The sequence below is a fragment of the Paenibacillus sp. FJAT-26967 genome, assembly GCF_001541095.1.
Classification (GTDB): domain Bacteria; phylum Bacillota; class Bacilli; order Paenibacillales; family NBRC-103111; genus Paenibacillus_F.
Window position 1 is genome coordinate 827,690 of the sequence record NZ_LMXH01000001.1, and the last position, 16,151, is coordinate 843,840.

The following is a 16,151-nucleotide window of genomic DNA, read 5'->3' on the forward strand; positions in this document are numbered from 1 at the left end:
TTTAGAGAGGAACGTTAATCCGTTCTTTTTGGCGGAAATAGCACCACTCTTTGTATCCGATTTCTTTCAGCCGCTTACTGACCAGCTCGAATTCATCCCCGACACGCTCGGGAACATGGGCATCAGAACCGAAAGTAACGGCTACACCGTAGTGGAGCGCTCTTTCGAGAATAAGATCCGAGGGGTACCAGCCGCCGACTGTTTTCGTTTTTCCGGACGTATTGATTTCGATGGCGAGATCTTCTTCACCGATAACTTTTAACGTTTCATCGACTTTGGGAGTAGGAATCTCAGAAAAAGCGGGGTAAAACCCTTTCATCGCGTCAATATGTCCGAGGATCTGGAATAACCCGGCTCTGGCAGACTGCTGAATCAAATCATAATACGTTTCTTTATGTAGAATATGTGCGGCCTCATCCAGTCCCTTCCAACGGTTCTTGTTAAAAATGCTGACGCCGCTGGATTGATGAACGGACCCGATGATGTAATCAAAGGGATAAGGTTCAAAGGAAGAACGGTAGAGCTCCAGATGTTCCGGGAAAAAATCGGACTCGACCCCGAGAAGGACTTCGATTTTGCCTTCATATTCACGTTTGAGGCGGAGCACTTCCTCTACATATCCGGCAAAAGCGCTGCGCGCCATCGCGATGCCTGGAAATAATTGATCCTGCTCGCTATAGAAGTAAGGAGAATGATCGGAGATGCCGATGACGGATAACCCTGCCTGAGCGGCAGCTTCAACATAAAGACGGATTGTGCCCGTAGCGTGTCCGCATCGTTCATTGTGAGTATGAAGATCAAATTTCATAAATAACCTCCTATTCGGAACCGAGAAATTGAGTTTCAGGCATTCCTTTTAAATCTTGCAGAAACTGGTGCATGGCGGAATTCAGATACCGCCCGGACTTATACACAACACCGACCGGGTGCGTCATCTCCAGTTCATCGACTTTTACCATTTTGAGCGTTCCATGGTGAAGGTCGTTTACGGCGGAGAGTTTGGAAATAATAGCGGCACCCAGATTAAGTTCGACCATTCGCTTGACTTCCTCACTACTCGACAGTTCCATGACGATTTGAGGATTGATATCGAATGTCCTAAACACCTGATCCACGAATCTCCGCCCTGCTGTTTCAGGCGACAACATAATAAAAGGCAGGTTACGGAGTTTCTCGATCGAGATGTGAGAGTAACGGCTGAGAGGATGGCTGCTTGCTACAATCAGCTCAAAGGTGTCGTAATAAAGAACGGATGTTTCGAGGGAAGGGTATTTCTCGTACAAATAAGAAATGCCGATATCGACGCTGCCGTTGTCCACACTTGTCATAATTTGAGAAGAGGTCATAGAGTGAATGGTTGTTTTAATGAGCGGGAATTGATCTTGAAAATAAAACAGGACCCGCGGCAGAATTTGCATCGCGATCGATGTGGTCGTCCCGATATGAATGTGCCCCTGGGGGGTCTGGCTCAAATCGGCAAGACGCTGCTTGAGGTCTTCGACGGTCCGCAGAATTCTCTCGGCATGTTCGAGAAAGAGCTTCCCGCTGTCCGTCAGCGTAACAGGCTGATTTCGGTCGATCAGAATGGTTCCGAATTCTTCTTCGAGGCTCCTGATCTGCGCGGATACGGCTGGCTGCGTCAAGTTAAGCAGCTCACCTGCCTTGCGGAAGCTCATCGTCTTGGAAATCGTCAGTAGTGTCTCCAATTGGTTGAGATTCATTAAGCAGTCTCCGATCATAAGTAAAATTTATCATAACTTTAATCCGGATAAAGATAGTTTCTTATATTATAAGGGATGCGTAATCAGAGATCAATGAATGGCTGCTAGTAAATTCCATTAAAACCATGTCGGAGGATGACTTTTACAGGAGTTTAACACCGGATGGATTCCATAATGAGGAAACGTCAGGGGATTTGTGCACAAGGATGGTACGGATATTAAACAGCGGGCTCGCTTGAGCCCGCTTAATTTTTATAGCGAAACAATATGTTCCCACAGCTGGAGAAGGTCTTGACTGATATGTTCGGGTTCATTGCCGGAGGCCTTAATCTGCTCCTTCACGTTGTCCGCGGTTGCCAGACCTGTAAGGACAAGTGCTGTCCGGCATCCGGCCGCTATTCCGCCGCCGATGTCAGTGACGACATTGTCGCCGACAACCCAGGTTTCTTGCGCCGGCGTGCCAAGCTTTTCAAGAGCGAAGTTCATAATGATCGGTGAAGGCTTGCCAATCACGACCGGTACGGCTCCGGAAGCTTTGCAGATTAAGGCGCTGATGGACCCGGCACCTGGAATAAATCCGTCGTCTGTTGGAAGAAGATGATCGGGATTTGTCAGAAGATAACGGGCTCCGCTCTGGATAGATTGGACGGCAATCGCCAGCTTGTCATAAGTAAGGTGCCGGTCAAGCCCTTGTACGACATAGTCGGGCCGCTCCTCAGTCAGCTCGAACCCGGCGTCGGTCAGAGCTGACTTCAAACCCTCTTCGCCAATGCAGTAGATCCGGCTGCTGCGAGCGTGCTCCTGCAGATACTTCACGGAAGCCATGGCTGTTGTGTAGATCCGCTCAGGATGCACCCGGATTCCCATGTCCGACAAATGCCCGGCTACTTGAACCGGGGAACGGGTAGAGTTATTGGTAACAAGCAGATAGGGAATCTCTTTCGTATCCAACAGGCTGAGAAAAGCGTCGGCCCCCTCAATACGCTGGCGGCCTTTGTAAAGTGTTCCATCAAGATCAATCAAAAATGCAGTCATGTGCGTGTTCACCTCATGATCTATCGTATCAAAGGAACTTTTGGCCTACAAGCATAAGGGATAAGTTTAATTTGCGCTTATCATTGCTTGTTATTAGGCGGAGTAACAGAAGCTCATAGGACCTTAGTTGTGCTTTTGTGAAAACCGTAGGACGAAAGAAGTATACGCCGGAGGATTTTTTCGCTATAATGTAGAAACATGTAAATGGTCGGTTCTGGAAGATGATCTGGAGAGCGTAGCCATCGACAATGTCTCCTGATTTTCCTGGAAAGCACCCAGTATCCATTTCGTTACAATTCGTAAACAAAGGGGATAAATGACACATGAAAGCGGAGTACATCAATCCTTTTTTGGAGTCCGCGCTAATCGTTATTGAGCAGGTCGCGAATGTTCGTCCGACTACCGGCAAACTGTCAGTCAAAGAAGTTATCTTCATCGAACGCTACGTATGGATTCATATCGGGATGACCGGTCAAATGCAGGGGGACATCCGGTTTGGATTAGAGGAAAGCACCGCTTTGCGCATGGTGTCCGCCATGATGGGAGGGTTCGTGCTCACCGAAATGGACGAGATGGGCCAGAGTGCAATCTCCGAACTCGGTAACATGATCAGCGGCAATGCGAGCACGATCTTGTACAACCAGGGGATCCGGGTAGATATTACCCCGCCCAAGGTTATCAGGGACACTGATCCCCAGCTCACAGATGCTGCCAAAGCTCTTACCGTTCCTCTATTGATGGACGGGATCGGCGAACTGGATATTCAAGTGCTCCTCGTATGATGTCGATGTCTGAGGGCTAGTAAAAGGCAAAACGGAACGCTTCAAGGGGAAGCACTCCGTTTTTTTCTTTTTGTAAGGAAGGAAATGGTTGACCGTCAGCACGGTTCATTACCCGAAGAGAAAATGGAATGCCGCCCGGGATGTTCGGCCTCCCTCATTTTGAATCGCATTACAGAGGTAAGGTATACTGGATTTACGAAAAACTACGGATGGAGCGGATAGGATGAACATTCAGGGGAAAGTCGTCGTCATTACGGGAGCGTCAAGCGGCATCGGTGCCCAGACGGCGCGCCTGCTGTCACAGCGCGGAGCTGTGCCTGTTCTTATGGCCCGTTCGACGGATAAGTTGGAAAAGCTGGCGGAGGAGCTGGGAGGCGGCTGCAGGGCATACAGTCTCGATGTAACGGACGCGGAAGCTGTCCGGCGTGTGTTCGCCGAAGTGGAGCAGGCGTATGGACAAATCCATATCCTCATAAATAATGCAGGTTTCGGCTTGTTTGAGAAATTCACCGATGCACCTCTGGCAAGCTTCGAAGAGATGATGGACGTGAATTACTTCGGAATTGTCCGCTGCACCAAAGCCGTACTGCCTGGGATGCTGCAAGCCCGCTCCGGTCATATTGTGAATATAGCGTCTATGGCAGGCAAGATGGGCTCCGCCAAATCATCGGGGTACTCCGCCACCAAACATGCCGTCTTGGGCATGACCAACTCTCTGCGGCAGGAGCTTGCAGGAAGCGGAGTGAATATAAGCGCGGTTAATCCCGGACCTATCGATACGCCGTTCTTTGACCGTGCGGACCCCAGCGGCACCTATGTTAAGAATGTGAGCTGGTTTATGCTCAAACCTGAGCGCGTTGCGGCAGCTATTGTCCGGACCATTGAGAAGAACAAGGCGGAGATTGACCTTCCCTTCATCGCAGGACTGGGAACGAAGCTGTACTCGTTATTTCCCAGATTGCTGGACAAGTCCGCACAACGTCTGCTGAACAAAAAATAAGAATAAAAAAGCGGCTCCCCGTAAGTCCGGAGAATCGCTTTTTTTTGTATATCCGGCAGAGGTTTTAGAATCCTCTGTACACCTTTTCCGCTTCAGTAGCTCTGCAGACCAGTCTGTTTATTAACAGCCTGTACGATTTCCTCGTCCGTTAGTCCGTGAGCGCTGATGACGGGAGCGGGGGTAGTGGCAGCGGTGATGCCCATAATGTTCTGGTCCTGACCGGAAATCACCAGACATGCTGCGTCCTGGGACTGTTCGATGGAAGTAACCTCATACCCGTTGTCCGCCAGCGCCTGTTTAATGCTTGTTAAACTTTCCTCAACTGCGATTTTAGCCATTGTGCTTCGCTCCTTAATTAGGGATTTCCGGTTTATTGTGGCTGATGCGCGGTCATTTTATTCAGGTTATCTGTGTGGTTGGACAGACCTTGTAACACACTCAACGCGCTTCCTATGATTCGCAGGAGGCTTCCAGGCTTTATGTTAATGCGGAAGGCTCTTACCAGGTTTGATGTTCGGGCAGCAAAGAGCAGTGGACAGATGTTTCGCATTCATATTAATTTCCTTTTGGAATGAAAATAAGAGAAGTTGCCAAGTTAGGGTTCGATCCCGAGGTATAAGGAGGTCAAATTTCATTATGTCTGATTCTATCCAATCCGGCAAAAAAATAAGTACGCTCTCCCCGGCAGCACACACACCAGCACCACAGTCGGACAAGCTCAAAGACGGACAACTGCTGGATCGTCAGCTGCTGTCCCGCCATGCACGGAATGTGTCGCTCTATATCGTAACTTATGCGGCGCAAGGGCTTCGTGTAAAAGGCTATCTCGCCGTTCCTGAAGGGCAGGGGCCGCTTCCTGCCGTTATCTATTGCCGGGGAGGAATCCGCGGCGTCGGGATGGTCCGGATTCGCCGCGTGATCTCCATGGCGCGGAGGGGGCATGTTGTCTTTGCCCCGTTCTATCGAGGCAATGAAGGAGGCGAGGGCCGGGAAGACTTCGCGGGCGAAGACCGCTATGATGTATACCATGCGCTGCTGATGCTGAGGAAGCTACCGGAAGTGGCACCGGAGCGGATCGCGCTGATCGGGTTTTCACGCGGCGCGATCATGGCGCTTCTCACTGCAAGAGACTGCGAGGATGTCGGTCCGGTCGTGGTATGGGGCGGGGTCAGCGATCTCCATGACACCTACGAGGAGCGGGTAGATTTACGGCGTATGCTCAAACGCGTGGTGGGTCACCCTCTTAAGCAGGCGGATGAATACATCAGGCGCTCCCCGTCGCGCTGGGCCGATCGTATCGATACTCCGGTTCTGATTGTGCACGGCACTGCGGACCCGATGGTCCTTATTTCGCATGCGCATAAGCTTGCGGATGCACTCCAAAGGGCGGATAAAGATTACACGCAGTTATTCTACGAAGGATTGGAGCACCGTTTCCCGAGAGAAATGGACGAAAAAGCGCTGGATGAAGTTTTTCAGTGGATTCAGGAAAAACGTAAGGAAATGTAAAAATTAGTAGTGGATAAATACGGGAAATAATTTCCTTTATTTTCTTATTAGAAGGAATCAATCTTCAAAAAACAACTTCCTTAAAAGGTTCTTGTTCCTCCTGAATATTCGTTTGGAGCCATTTTCGTGGAGAAAACATACAGAATCGCAGTTTTTTATTATTTTCTGTGATAATAATCAATTATTTTGCAGTTTAATATTGTTAACTCCCTTGTGATAGCCTAATATGAGTTTTAGGAAATATTGGTTTACATAAGGGGGATGTCTCATGTCCAAGCACATGATTCATTTGTTTACATCGAACTACTATGAACTGGATAATGCTCTCCAGGAGAAAATATATAAGGAATTTCACGTCATGGTGTATCCATCCATTTATTTCATTTTGCAGGATCATAATTTGGTGGAAGATATTATTCAGGAGTCGTTCCTGAGAGCGATCCGCAAAGCTCCGCAGCTTAAAGAAACCGATAAGTACGAGAGCTGGCTGAAGAAGCTGACCCGCAATGTGACGCTGAACTACTTGCAGAAGCATAAGCGCAACCGCAATGAACTCGATTCGGAAATTACGCTCACTGTCCGCGAAAGCGCCCCGGCCTATGAAACGGGAGCAACCCCGCTTGAGAAAGAAGTTGAGCTGAAGCTCATGCAGGAAGCGATCATTCATTACGTTAATCAGCTCACGCCCGCTTATCGGCAGATTCTGGCTATGAAGTGGCTTCAGAATATGTCCTATAAAGAAATGGCGGAGGAAATGAATGTAACGGAGGGTGTAATCCGGCAGCGTCTTTACCGGGCGAGGGAAGCGATCCGGCAGAAGCTGCTGGAGGAATGGGATTTTCAAAGTGATAGAGACTGAAATTTTGATCCCGGATAAGGGGATGGGCCAGGCTTTCATTAAGCCGTAAGAGTCCATCCTTTTGGCGTTTGGGTGAAAGGAATTTGTTCAGGAACGCTTCGTAACGTATAATGAAGACAAACAACAACGGTGAACAGAAAAGAGGTTTTTCATGTACGACACTTTTGAACAGCTGCAGATAGATCCCGCTTGGACGGTGAAATTGGGAGAGCGGGGAATCGGCCAGCCGACTGCTGTGCAGGCCGAATCGATCCCGGTTATTCTCGGGGGCCGGGACGCTATCGTGCAGTCGCAGACAGGTACGGGCAAGACATTGGCATTCCTGCTGCCCATCTTGCAGAAGATAGATCCTGCCGCTAAGCATGTACAGGCGATGATCATCGTGCCAACGCGGGAGCTCGGGATGCAGATCATGAGAGTCGCCGAGGATCTGATCGGCGATGGCAGGGTCCGCTGCCAGGCTCTGATTGGCGGTGCGGCGCTTTCGCGGCAGCTCGAGAAGCTGAAGCAGAGCTCCCCGCATCTTGTGGTGGGGACGCCGGGCAGAATCAATGAGCTGATTAAAGCACGGAAGTTAAATGTGCATAAAGTATCTACGCTTGTCGTGGATGAAGTGGATCATGTGTTCGAGCTCGGTTCTATGAAGGAAGTATATTCGATCTTCAAAGCGCTGCAGCGCTCCACTCAATCGCTCTTCTTCTCGGCAACTATTCCGTCAGAGATTACGGAAGCGGCAGATGCCTGGATGACAGATCCCGTTGAAATCCGTATTAATCCGGATCAGCGGACGGCTTCGACGCTGGAGCATCTGTCGTTTAATTGCGAAGCGAGGGATAAGATTGATACGCTGCGAAGAATTGTGCGTCTGTACAATCCGCCGAAGGCAATGGTGTTTGTCAACGCAACCGCAGATGTCTCAGACGTCGTGTCCAAACTGCAGCATCTCGGCTTGTCCGTAGATGCCTTGTACGGCGAAGCGGGTAAGCAGCAGCGGGCGAATGTGATGCAGTCTTTCCGCGACGGCAAGTTCCAGCTGCTGCTTGCGACGGATGTAGCGGCACGTGGACTGGATATTGACCAGGTAACTCACGTCATTAACTTGGATATGCCGCTGAATGCGGAATCCTATCTGCACCGCGCCGGACGTACCGGGCGGATGGGACGCAGCGGAACGGTCATTTCGATCGTAGCGCCCAAGGAACGCTTCATCATCAGCAAGTTCCGCAAGTCGCTCCGCATCTCCATTGATGAGAAGGAGATGTATGAGGGCAAGGTGGTAGACGCGGGCGAAGCGCCGCGCGGCGGAGGTTTCCGCCGCAGCGAGAGCCAGGATGCTCCGCGCAGCGGCGGCTTCGGCGCCCGTACGTCCGGCCCGCGTGATGCCGGAAGCCGGAGCCCTGCCGAAGGCGAGCGGCCGCTCCGCGGCAGCAGTGAAGCAGGCCGCGGAGCGGCCCGCACAGGCGGGGGGCGCGCTGGCGGCGCTTCCGAGCGCGCCGGTGAGAGCCGCAGCGGCGCAGGGCGCGGCGCGGGTACGGCTGCTGGAAGCGGAGGAGCGCAACGCCGCCGCCAGGACAAGCCTGGGGCGCCGTCTAACGTGCAGCAGCCGTCCAGGAAGGCTGGCGGACGGAAGCCGGAGACTGCGAAGGAGCGCAAGAACAAGGGCGCACCTAAGTGGCTGAAAGCAAAGCAGCAGGAAGAAGGCAGCGAAGGCTGACTTGTTTGCCGCTGCAAACCGGTAAACACATCCTAGACCAGACAACAGCCGGTTCATGAAGAACCGGCTTTTTGATTTCCTTTACTGGGGGTAAGTAAAGCTAGCAGACTCCATACTCCAAGGAGGGTTACTATGAAAGTTATCCGGCGGACCGTGATTACCCTGCTGATTCTGGCCTTATTGCTCGCGCTGGCGGGCTGGGGGCTGCTTACGTATATAAAGCCGCAGCAGCCGCTTAATTTGAATTACAAGGAAATATCGCTCGAAAGTCAGGCGATTGACCTGCTGCGAACCAAAAAGCCGGAGGTTCGGCTGTCCGAATATGAAATTAATCAACTCGGCAAGAAAGGAATTGCAGAAGCGACGCTTCCGAATCCTGATGTTAAGATAACAGGCGCGGAATTCCGCTTGAACGGGCAGGACCTGACAGCCAATGTTAATTTGGTGTGGAAGGACCGGGTTCCGGTTGGAGCTGCGATGCTGTTTAAGCTGGATTGGACGGGAAGCCAGCTTCGTGTAACCCATACGGGCACCAAGATACGTGATATCGACGTGCCGTTAAGTCTTGTTACCGTATCCCCGATAGATCTTCCGCTCGAATCTTATTTGCCCCGGGCCGTTCATATTAGCGGTGTCCGGTTTGATCCGGCTTATGTCATTATCGGTCTCACTCTTTTGTAGAGTGAGACTTTTTTATGCGAAAAAAGGGAGGGATTGCTTATTTTTACCAAGCATGTCCTCTTGACCCCCCCAAATTGAAGCTCCCGGCAGAATTGCTATAGTATAAACCGAACAACTTCGCGAAGCGTTAAACGGTTCTTCCGGTCCAGGCCAGGACCCGGGTCTACTAACAACAAAGGAGTGTTTTGCGGATGAAAAAGTTGAAGTTGAAACAAACGATTGCATCGACGCTTGTACTGGCGGTTGCGCTTGGAGGAGGCTCGGCAGCATTTGCCGATGGGAAAGATCGTGACAACGGACATGAGAGACATGAAAATAGAGAGAAAGATAAGGACCGCAGCAAAGACTGGAAAGAGGAGAAGCGCGGGGATAAGCATGATGACGACGATCTCAAGCTGGACTTCGACGACCTAAAGGGAAGCGACGTGGAATGGGCGCTCAAATATATAGCCAGCCTGGCTTCCAAGCGTGTATTTGAAGGCTATGAAGACGGTTCATTCAAGCCGCGCAATACGATCACCCGCATTGAGGCGATTACAGCAGCCGTTCGTTTAATGGGGCTGCGTGATCAGGCGGAATCCGATCAAGAGAAGAATACTAAGCTGAATTTCAAGGATGCGGATAAAATTCCCGGCTGGGCAGTAGGATATGTATCGGTTGCACTGGAGAACGATTTGTTTACCGAAAGTGACGATATGGTTCAGCCATCGAAGCCTGCCGACCGCCTCTGGGCAACGATTCTGCTCGTCAAGGCTATGAAGCTTGATGCAGAAGCCAAAGCCAAAGTAAACACGAAGCTCTCTTTCAAAGATGCGAAGCAGATCCCGGCAGGAGCCGTCGGTTATGTGGCCGTTGCTGTCGAGAAAGGGCTGATTGACGGATTCGAAGACAACACATTCCGTCCGAACACACCTGTAACGCGCGCTCAGCTTGCCGCACTTCTGGACCGTACGGATACTCAGATTCCTGACAAGGACCCGAACACCGCTGTCGGTAAAGTAGCGGGAACGGTAAGCCAGAACACGCTGGTCCTTGACCAGAACGGGACGCTGAAGACGTATGTGCTTCATCCCGACGCTTTTGTATACCGCAACGGATCCAAAGTAAACGCCTCTGCGCTGCAGAATGGCGATACGGTTAAGCTGCGCTCGTATAACAATACGGTTGTATTCATTGAGGTGACCAAAGCGGCTGAGGCCGACCGAACGCTGCTTACAACCGGATTCTTCGATTCGATGACCCTGAATAAAGAAGGGCGGATTGCGACGATTACGGTCACAACGAATGTGAATGGATCCGTTCAGAAATCCACTTATCAGGTGGCCTCGAACGTCTCCATCCAAGGTGATGTCAACAAGCTGGTTCCGCCAACCGTGGTTGAACTGAAAGGCAAAGACAAAACCGTCCAATCTATCGTTATCAAGTAAACGATCCCCATGGGAACAGGCAGCGGGCTTCATCTCTTAAAGCCGCAGCTGCGCATGTACTGCCGGGGTCCTCATTGTATTGATCAGGTTGGTACAGCTGATAAGCCAGGTTGAGTAACCCGGCAAGAAGCACAGAGAAGCCCTCCCGGATGATTAGTATCCGGGAGGGCTTCTCTGTCTGCTTATACCTTATTCAAGGTATGGGTTTAGTTTATAGAGAGGATTAATGACTTGAGTGCACCGGTCAATGCAGCTTGCGGCCCAGTGACTGATCCACCCATAATTGTTTACTGAGCTGATCGGGAGAAATCGGTTTGCTGATCAGAAAGCCTTGAATGCTGTCACAGCTCTGCTGATGAAGGTAGTGGAGCTGTTCTTCGCTCTCGACTCCTTCCGCAATAACCGTCATATTCAGACCGTGTGCCAAACCGATGACCGTGCGGACAATCAGCTCGTCTCCCTGTTCTTCGTTCATGTGCTGAATAAACGATTTGTCGATCTTAAGACAGTCAAAGGGATAATCCTTCAAATAGCTCAGAGAAGAATATCCCACTCCGAAATCGTCGATAGCAATGCTGACTCCCGTCGCTTTCAGCTCATTTAACATCCGCATGGTACGCGATCTGCTCTGCAGGAGCAGGCTCTCGGTGATTTCAAGCGTGACCCACTTAGGATCCAGTGCGGTTTCCTGAAGAATGCGCTGGATCGTTACCGGCAGTTCTTCGCTCTGGAATTGAACAGAGGACAAATTCACAGAGATGTTAACAGGAGGAAATCCTTCCTCCTGCCAGGCCCTATTCTGGGCGCATGCGGTACGGAGAACCCATTCTCCGATTGATAGAATGAGCCGGCTTCCTTCTGCAAGCGGGATAAATTCAGCAGGCGCAACCTCGCCAAGTTCTTCATTGTTCCAGCGGATTAGAGCTTCAATCCCTTGCACGGTACCGCTTTTAAGGTCCAGTTGAGGCTGATACAGTAGATAGAATTCGTCCCGTTCCAGCGCAGTGCGCAGGTTTCTCTGTAAAACCAGCTTTTTCTCGACAGCTTCCTGATGGTCAGGGACGAAAACGGTATAGGTGTTTCCGCCGAATTCTTTGGCTTTATACATAGCGGTATCTGCATTTTTGAGCAGCTGCTCCGCGTCAGTTCCGTGATCAGGGTACAAACTGATTCCGATGCTCGGGGTCATAAAGGTTTCTTTTCCATTTAACAAGAACCTCTTCTTCAGGGCTTTCAGAATCGTTTCAGCCGCTTGAATGCATGCCTCCGATTCTTCAATATCCTGAATGATTATCGTAAATTCATCGCCCCCCAGCCTGGATACGGTATATCTTTCATCGATGCAGGTCCGTAATCTGTCTGCAACCTGAGTGAGCAGTACGTCCCCGCTTAAGTGGCCCATGGTGTCATTAATCGTTTTAAACTGGTCCAAATCGAGGAATAGAAGTCCGACCTTGGAGTTGTTAAGCTCTGCCTCGTTAATGTGGTCTGTCAGCCGTTCGTTGAAAAGCGCGCGGTTGGGCAGTCCGGTTACCGAATCATAATAGGCCATCCTTTTGTAACGCTGATTGCTCTCTTCGATGATGTCAATTTGCTTGACGTAACCGGCTACAAAATAATGGATGATTTTAATCGCGACGACGGTGAATACGAGTTCAACGATAAAAAGTTCATAAGTGGTCTGCAGCAGCATTTTATAAAGCACAATGGATGCAATGATAATCCCGAGCTGAAGGCTCCTTGCTTCATAAATCATTTTGCCGGCAGGAACGGGAGCCTGTGTGATCGACCGGATAATGCCGGTACGCAGCAGCAGATTGACGCCCTCGAAGGCCAGGAATGCACCAATGATAGAGACCAGCAGCGGGACACGCTCCGTCAGGGTAATTACTCCCCAAGCGGCGAGCAAACTGATGAAATACATCCCAAGCGTCGTGAAAAAACGGAACCAGCGGATTTTCAGAAAAGGCCTTGTCTGCATAACAAAAAAGGTAGCCGTGTTCAGTGTAATAAAGAAGGAACCGGCGCATAAACCCATTTTGAACAGCGCGATGGTAAAGCCGATGGTGACTCCGCTGTAATAAGCGCCGCTGGGCATCTTGATCGGCATAAGCTCGAAGGCGATGACCATAAAGGCGACCGGCAGCAGGATTTTCAGGTCATAGGCTCCTTCTGCTATAAAAACAGCCGCCAGGACGAGCGCAGCGACCCCGACAACTGCGAGCAGGGAAGTATAGGTGTTTTTATCCTTCATTCTTTTCCCTCTTTAACGAATTACCGGCCAGGAACCAGATAATGCCGGCTCCAATCCAGAGATCTCCGATGCTGAATACTCTGCGGATGAAAGGAATCCAATCGCCCATCCATCCAAAAGAAGAGGTAGACATGAGCTGATGCCGCGGTTCAAGTTCAGGTAGCCCGGATAAGCCCGCCATTTGAAGTGCAGACTCTGACACAGGCATGAGGCCGCCGTGAATCACAAGTGCTGTCAAGTTCCACAGGGCACCAATGAAAATAAAAGCGACCCCCGGAATGCGCCGGTTCAACCATAGAAACAGAACGGCAGCACCGATGGCGATTTCGGTCAAGTAGGGGTAAGTCCGGTTTGTCTGCGTTGTGACGAAGAAAATCAACAGTTGGGCGGCGAAGCTTCCCAGCAGCAGGTAAGGCCATTTAAAGCTGACATTTTCAATAAGGGTAAGAGGGTTTCTCCGCAGCGAGACCGTCAGAATGACGGCCAACAAGATGAAAGTAATCATAGTATCCTCCAAAAATAAAAAAAGGAACCAGGCTCAGCCTCGCTCCTCTTAGTGACTCATGGACCCCATGGGTAGGCCAATCCAGATGAGTATACCAATGCCGCAACCGTTATGATAGCAAAAACCCAACGTTTCATCTCTACATCCTCCTTCCCTCTATCAAGTAGGTATAAACTACCATTATGTTCTTCCATTATAGCCGCGAATAGTTAAATGTACAAGGCAGGCGGGGATGGCATTCCTGTGTCTGGACAAGGCTTTATTAATGCCGACAGCCGCTTCATAGTTGACGTTTGCGTGAACGTGTTCTATGGTGAAGGAATCCCCTTTATGAACAGGATGACGGAAATGATCTATGTATATGCAGGGTTCCTTTTAACCGCCGCCGTAATTTATTTCCTCCTGATTTTTCCTACCCAGTGGCTCAAAGTAGAGCGTATTCGTTGTAATCAGCATCTGGGAATTAAGGTGCTTCAAATTAGTGATCTTCATGTGGAGAAGCTCCGGATTCGCCCGGGTAGAATTTCCAGGGTCATTCATGAAGAACAGCCGGATTACCTGGTTCTGACGGGCGATTTCACGAGAAAATCCATGCATTTGAACAAGGTACGACGCTATGCGGAGGCTATCGGATCACATGGCATTCCGGCTTTTGCCGTGCTGGGCAACCACGATCACCGGCTGCGCAGGGAAGAGCTCCAGGAACTTGTGGAGATTCTGGAGCAAGCAGGGATCCGCGTGCTCTGCAACGAATCGGTGAATACCGGAAGCTTCTATATCGTCGGCATTGATGATTATGACAGCAACAAAAGCAGGGTATCCAAAGCCTTCAGGCACGTAACAGACCGGACGAAACCCGTTGTGGTACTGACGCACGATCCGAATCTGGTTCTTGCCATGAAACGCAAGTACACGTATTTGATGGCGGGGCATTTCCATGGGATGCAGTTTAATATCCCTTTTCTGTTCCGGTTTATCGATAAAGGCCCGCTGGCTGCCAGCGGCATTTACAAGGGACTTCATACAGGAGCGGGCGGAATGTTCTATATCTCCCGTGGAATCGGCCAGGCGGGGCCCAATGCCCGTTTTCTGATCTGCAGTGAAGTGAACGTACATGAATTGTAGGTCAATAGGACGGCGGAGGGTCTTGCAATAAGAGAAGGCAGGATGCCGCAAATTTGTTTCTATTCATAGTAGATAGAGATAGAGATAGAAAGGCACGTTATACTTATCCCACTAGTAAAAGAGCAGGAGCACGTCCTCTGGTATGAAAACCAGAGGACGTGCTCCTTGTATGATGAGCTGTTTATTTAACCGCGGCTTTCTCCAAATCTTCCACGCCTTGGTGAATCAGGTTAAACAAATCTTCGATATTCTCTTCCTCGATACAGGAGAACGCTACGCGCAGGTCTGTATCGCTCAGCGCAATCGTGCCGACGCCGTAAGCCTCAAGCAGGCGCTGACGGAGGTCTTCCGCATGAACGGTCTTGAGCTTCAGGCACATGAAGTAGCCGGAATTGAACGGGTAGTAGCCCCAAGACTCGTCGAACCTGCCGCTGTCGAGTACAGCTTTGACTTTATTGGCGCGGCCCTTCATGATCTCGAATTTCTCCATCTTCTGCTCATGGAACTCAGGTGAGTTCAGTGCACGCAGAACGAAGGTTTGAGCAGGGTGCGAGCAGGAGGAGATGGCAGCACGGATAATGCCCATCGTCTTCTGCTCCAGAGCGCTCAGGATTGCTTCATTCTTACCTGCATAAGTGATGAAGCCGACGCGGAAGCCCCAGACATACTCTTCTTTGGTAGCGCCGTCGACTTTGACAGCGAGCACCCGCTCATGCAGATCGGAAAGCTGGCCGAACAGAGATTCCTGCAGGGAATCCTCGAAGAATAAGCCGAAATACGCATCGTCCGTTACGACGACCACGTTGATGCCTGCTTCTGCCGCTTCGCGGATGGCAGACACGATCTCATTGCCTTCTTGCTGGTTCGGTGTGTAGCCCGTCGGATTGTTCGGGAAGTTCAGCACGACAAACGCTTTGCCTTTGCCCTGCTGGGCAAAGAGAGCCGCGCGGAGACCGTCGGCGTTGAAGGTACCTTCCTCGTTGTAGAGCGGGTAATAGACCATTTCGGCGCCGCGGCGGATTCCGAAAGTCAGCTCGTAATTCTCCCAGTTCTTATCCGGGATGATGACACTGTCGCCAGCGTCTACGAACAGGTCGGCGGCGATGCTCAGACCGTGTGTCAGCGCATTGGTCACAATCGGCACACCGAATGTTTTACCGGCGAGCGAAGGGTTTTCATCTATCATTTTGCTGCGCCAAGCGGTACGCAAAGCCGGTTTGCCGGCTGGGGGCGCATATTCATAAATGTCTTTGGGATCATACGCGGACAGCGTGTCCTGAATAACCTTCAAGTGCATGGGCTGGCCGTTCTCAATTGCGGTGCCGATTGTCGCGTTGTATTTCCCGGCTTTGGCTTTGGCTTCGGCCGATTGGCTCAGAATGCCTACTTTAGGGAAATAGATCTGCTTGCCTAGTGAAGACAGCATAGCGTACACATAGGGATTTTCTTTCTCGATCGTTTCATTTAACTGCTTAGCAAGGGGATTCATTCCGTTCCATCCTTCCGGGGTTTTGGAATTTCTTTTAGCAACTATTATAG

15 protein-coding genes are annotated in these 16,151 nt (G+C 50.6%); 8 read left to right on the forward strand and 7 right to left on the reverse strand.

Features of this window, described 5'->3' with window-relative positions; genetic code table 11:
- Position 1 precedes the first annotated feature (1 nt).
- The 3 genes from AR333_RS03620 to AR333_RS03630 form a co-directional block, all read right to left on the reverse strand.
- Complete coding sequence (locus AR333_RS03620; protein WP_068773954.1) at positions 2-808, reverse strand: histidinol-phosphatase; 807 nt, start codon at positions 806-808, stop codon at positions 2-4.
- A gap of 10 nt (positions 809-818) precedes the next feature.
- Positions 819-1,721, reverse strand: coding sequence for a LysR family transcriptional regulator (locus AR333_RS03625; RefSeq protein ID WP_068773955.1), 903 nt, complete (start codon positions 1,719-1,721; stop codon positions 819-821).
- Positions 1,722-1,973: 252 nt separating this feature from the next.
- Positions 1,974-2,756 carry a TIGR01457 family HAD-type hydrolase gene (locus AR333_RS03630; protein ID WP_068773956.1) on the reverse strand — a complete coding sequence of 261 codons (783 nt, stop codon included), beginning with the start codon at positions 2,754-2,756 and terminating at the stop codon, positions 1,974-1,976.
- Between the two features lie 323 nt (positions 2,757-3,079).
- Between AR333_RS03630 and AR333_RS03635 the strand changes: the two genes are divergently transcribed.
- Both AR333_RS03635 and AR333_RS03640 read left to right on the forward strand, forming a co-directional pair.
- The gene (locus tag AR333_RS03635) at positions 3,080-3,538 is read left to right on the forward strand and encodes a chemotaxis protein CheX (protein WP_068773957.1); all 459 of its coding nucleotides are present in this window, start codon (positions 3,080-3,082) and stop codon (positions 3,536-3,538) included.
- Positions 3,539-3,761: 223 nt separating this feature from the next.
- The gene (locus AR333_RS03640) at positions 3,762-4,538 is read left to right on the forward strand and encodes an SDR family oxidoreductase (protein WP_068773958.1); all 777 of its coding nucleotides are present in this window, start codon (positions 3,762-3,764) and stop codon (positions 4,536-4,538) included.
- 92 nt (positions 4,539-4,630) lie between these two features.
- On the opposite strand, the gene AR333_RS03645 is transcribed toward AR333_RS03640, so the two are convergent.
- Positions 4,631-4,876 (reverse strand): YkuS family protein, encoded by a 246-nt coding sequence (locus tag AR333_RS03645; protein WP_068773959.1) that lies wholly within the window; start codon positions 4,874-4,876, stop codon positions 4,631-4,633.
- Between the two features lie 298 nt (positions 4,877-5,174).
- On the opposite strand from AR333_RS03645, the gene AR333_RS03650 reads away from it, so the two are divergent.
- From AR333_RS03650 to AR333_RS03670, 5 genes are all read left to right on the forward strand, one after another.
- Positions 5,175-6,047, forward strand: a complete 873-nt coding sequence (locus tag AR333_RS03650) for a S9 family peptidase (protein WP_068773960.1) — start codon at positions 5,175-5,177, stop codon at positions 6,045-6,047.
- Between the two features lie 268 nt (positions 6,048-6,315).
- The gene (locus AR333_RS03655) at positions 6,316-6,906 is read left to right on the forward strand and encodes an RNA polymerase sigma factor (RefSeq protein WP_068773961.1); all 591 of its coding nucleotides are present in this window, start codon (positions 6,316-6,318) and stop codon (positions 6,904-6,906) included.
- A gap of 151 nt (positions 6,907-7,057) precedes the next feature.
- On the forward strand, positions 7,058-8,620 hold the full coding sequence (locus tag AR333_RS03660) for a DEAD/DEAH box helicase (RefSeq protein WP_068773962.1): 1,563 nt from the start codon (positions 7,058-7,060) through the stop codon (positions 8,618-8,620).
- 132 nt (positions 8,621-8,752) lie between these two features.
- Entirely contained in the window at positions 8,753-9,301 is a 549-nt protein-coding gene (locus tag AR333_RS03665) for a hypothetical protein (RefSeq protein WP_068773963.1), read from the forward strand.
- Positions 9,302-9,492: 191 nt separating this feature from the next.
- A complete protein-coding gene (locus tag AR333_RS03670) occupies positions 9,493-10,728 on the forward strand; it encodes an S-layer homology domain-containing protein (RefSeq protein WP_068773964.1) in 1,236 nt (411 codons plus the stop codon).
- Between the two features lie 244 nt (positions 10,729-10,972).
- Here AR333_RS03670 and AR333_RS03675 read toward each other — a convergent pair whose 3' ends face one another.
- Both AR333_RS03675 and AR333_RS03680 read right to left on the reverse strand, forming a co-directional pair.
- On the reverse strand, positions 10,973-12,982 hold the full coding sequence (locus tag AR333_RS03675) for a bifunctional diguanylate cyclase/phosphodiesterase (RefSeq protein ID WP_068773965.1): 2,010 nt from the start codon (positions 12,980-12,982) through the stop codon (positions 10,973-10,975).
- Positions 12,972-13,487, reverse strand: coding sequence for a DUF5317 domain-containing protein (locus AR333_RS03680; protein WP_068773966.1), 516 nt, complete (start codon positions 13,485-13,487; stop codon positions 12,972-12,974). Before AR333_RS03680 ends, AR333_RS03675 begins: the two co-directional genes overlap by 11 nt.
- A gap of 330 nt (positions 13,488-13,817) precedes the next feature.
- Here AR333_RS03680 and AR333_RS03685 point away from each other — a divergent pair, with 330 nt between their 5' ends.
- Complete coding sequence (locus tag AR333_RS03685) at positions 13,818-14,612, forward strand: metallophosphoesterase (protein ID WP_253735704.1); 795 nt, start codon at positions 13,818-13,820, stop codon at positions 14,610-14,612.
- Positions 14,613-14,793: 181 nt separating this feature from the next.
- Here the strand turns inward: AR333_RS03685 and AR333_RS03690 are convergent, their stop codons facing one another.
- Complete coding sequence (locus tag AR333_RS03690; RefSeq protein ID WP_068773967.1) at positions 14,794-16,101, reverse strand: aminotransferase class I/II-fold pyridoxal phosphate-dependent enzyme; 1,308 nt, start codon at positions 16,099-16,101, stop codon at positions 14,794-14,796.
- Positions 16,102-16,151 lie beyond the last annotated feature (50 nt).

Excerpts from the sequence above, each read along its gene's own strand:
- AR333_RS03620 (WP_068773954.1), bottom strand. The coding sequence starts at position 808 with ATGAAATTTGATCTTCATACTCACAATGAACGATGCGGACACGCTACG.
- AR333_RS03660 (WP_068773962.1), top strand. The coding sequence starts at position 7,058 with ATGTACGACACTTTTGAACAGCTGCAGATAGATCCCGCTTGGACGGTG.
- AR333_RS03625 (WP_068773955.1), bottom strand. The coding sequence starts at position 1,721 with ATGAATCTCAACCAATTGGAGACACTACTGACGATTTCCAAGACGATG.
- AR333_RS03650 (WP_068773960.1), top strand. The coding sequence starts at position 5,175 with ATGTCTGATTCTATCCAATCCGGCAAAAAAATAAGTACGCTCTCCCCG.
- AR333_RS03640 (WP_068773958.1), top strand. The coding sequence starts at position 3,762 with ATGAACATTCAGGGGAAAGTCGTCGTCATTACGGGAGCGTCAAGCGGC.
- AR333_RS03690 (WP_068773967.1), bottom strand. The coding sequence starts at position 16,101 with ATGAATCCCCTTGCTAAGCAGTTAAATGAAACGATCGAGAAAGAAAAT.
- AR333_RS03670 (WP_068773964.1), top strand. The coding sequence starts at position 9,493 with ATGAAAAAGTTGAAGTTGAAACAAACGATTGCATCGACGCTTGTACTG.
- AR333_RS03685 (WP_253735704.1), top strand. The coding sequence starts at position 13,818 with ATGAACAGGATGACGGAAATGATCTATGTATATGCAGGGTTCCTTTTA.
- AR333_RS03680 (WP_068773966.1), bottom strand. The coding sequence starts at position 13,487 with ATGATTACTTTCATCTTGTTGGCCGTCATTCTGACGGTCTCGCTGCGG.
- AR333_RS03655 (WP_068773961.1), top strand. The coding sequence starts at position 6,316 with ATGTCCAAGCACATGATTCATTTGTTTACATCGAACTACTATGAACTG.
- AR333_RS03675 (WP_068773965.1), bottom strand. The coding sequence starts at position 12,982 with ATGAAGGATAAAAACACCTATACTTCCCTGCTCGCAGTTGTCGGGGTC.
- AR333_RS03630 (WP_068773956.1), bottom strand. The coding sequence starts at position 2,756 with ATGACTGCATTTTTGATTGATCTTGATGGAACACTTTACAAAGGCCGC.
- AR333_RS03665 (WP_068773963.1), top strand. The coding sequence starts at position 8,753 with ATGAAAGTTATCCGGCGGACCGTGATTACCCTGCTGATTCTGGCCTTA.
- AR333_RS03645 (WP_068773959.1), bottom strand. The coding sequence starts at position 4,876 with ATGGCTAAAATCGCAGTTGAGGAAAGTTTAACAAGCATTAAACAGGCG.
- AR333_RS03635 (WP_068773957.1), top strand. The coding sequence starts at position 3,080 with ATGAAAGCGGAGTACATCAATCCTTTTTTGGAGTCCGCGCTAATCGTT.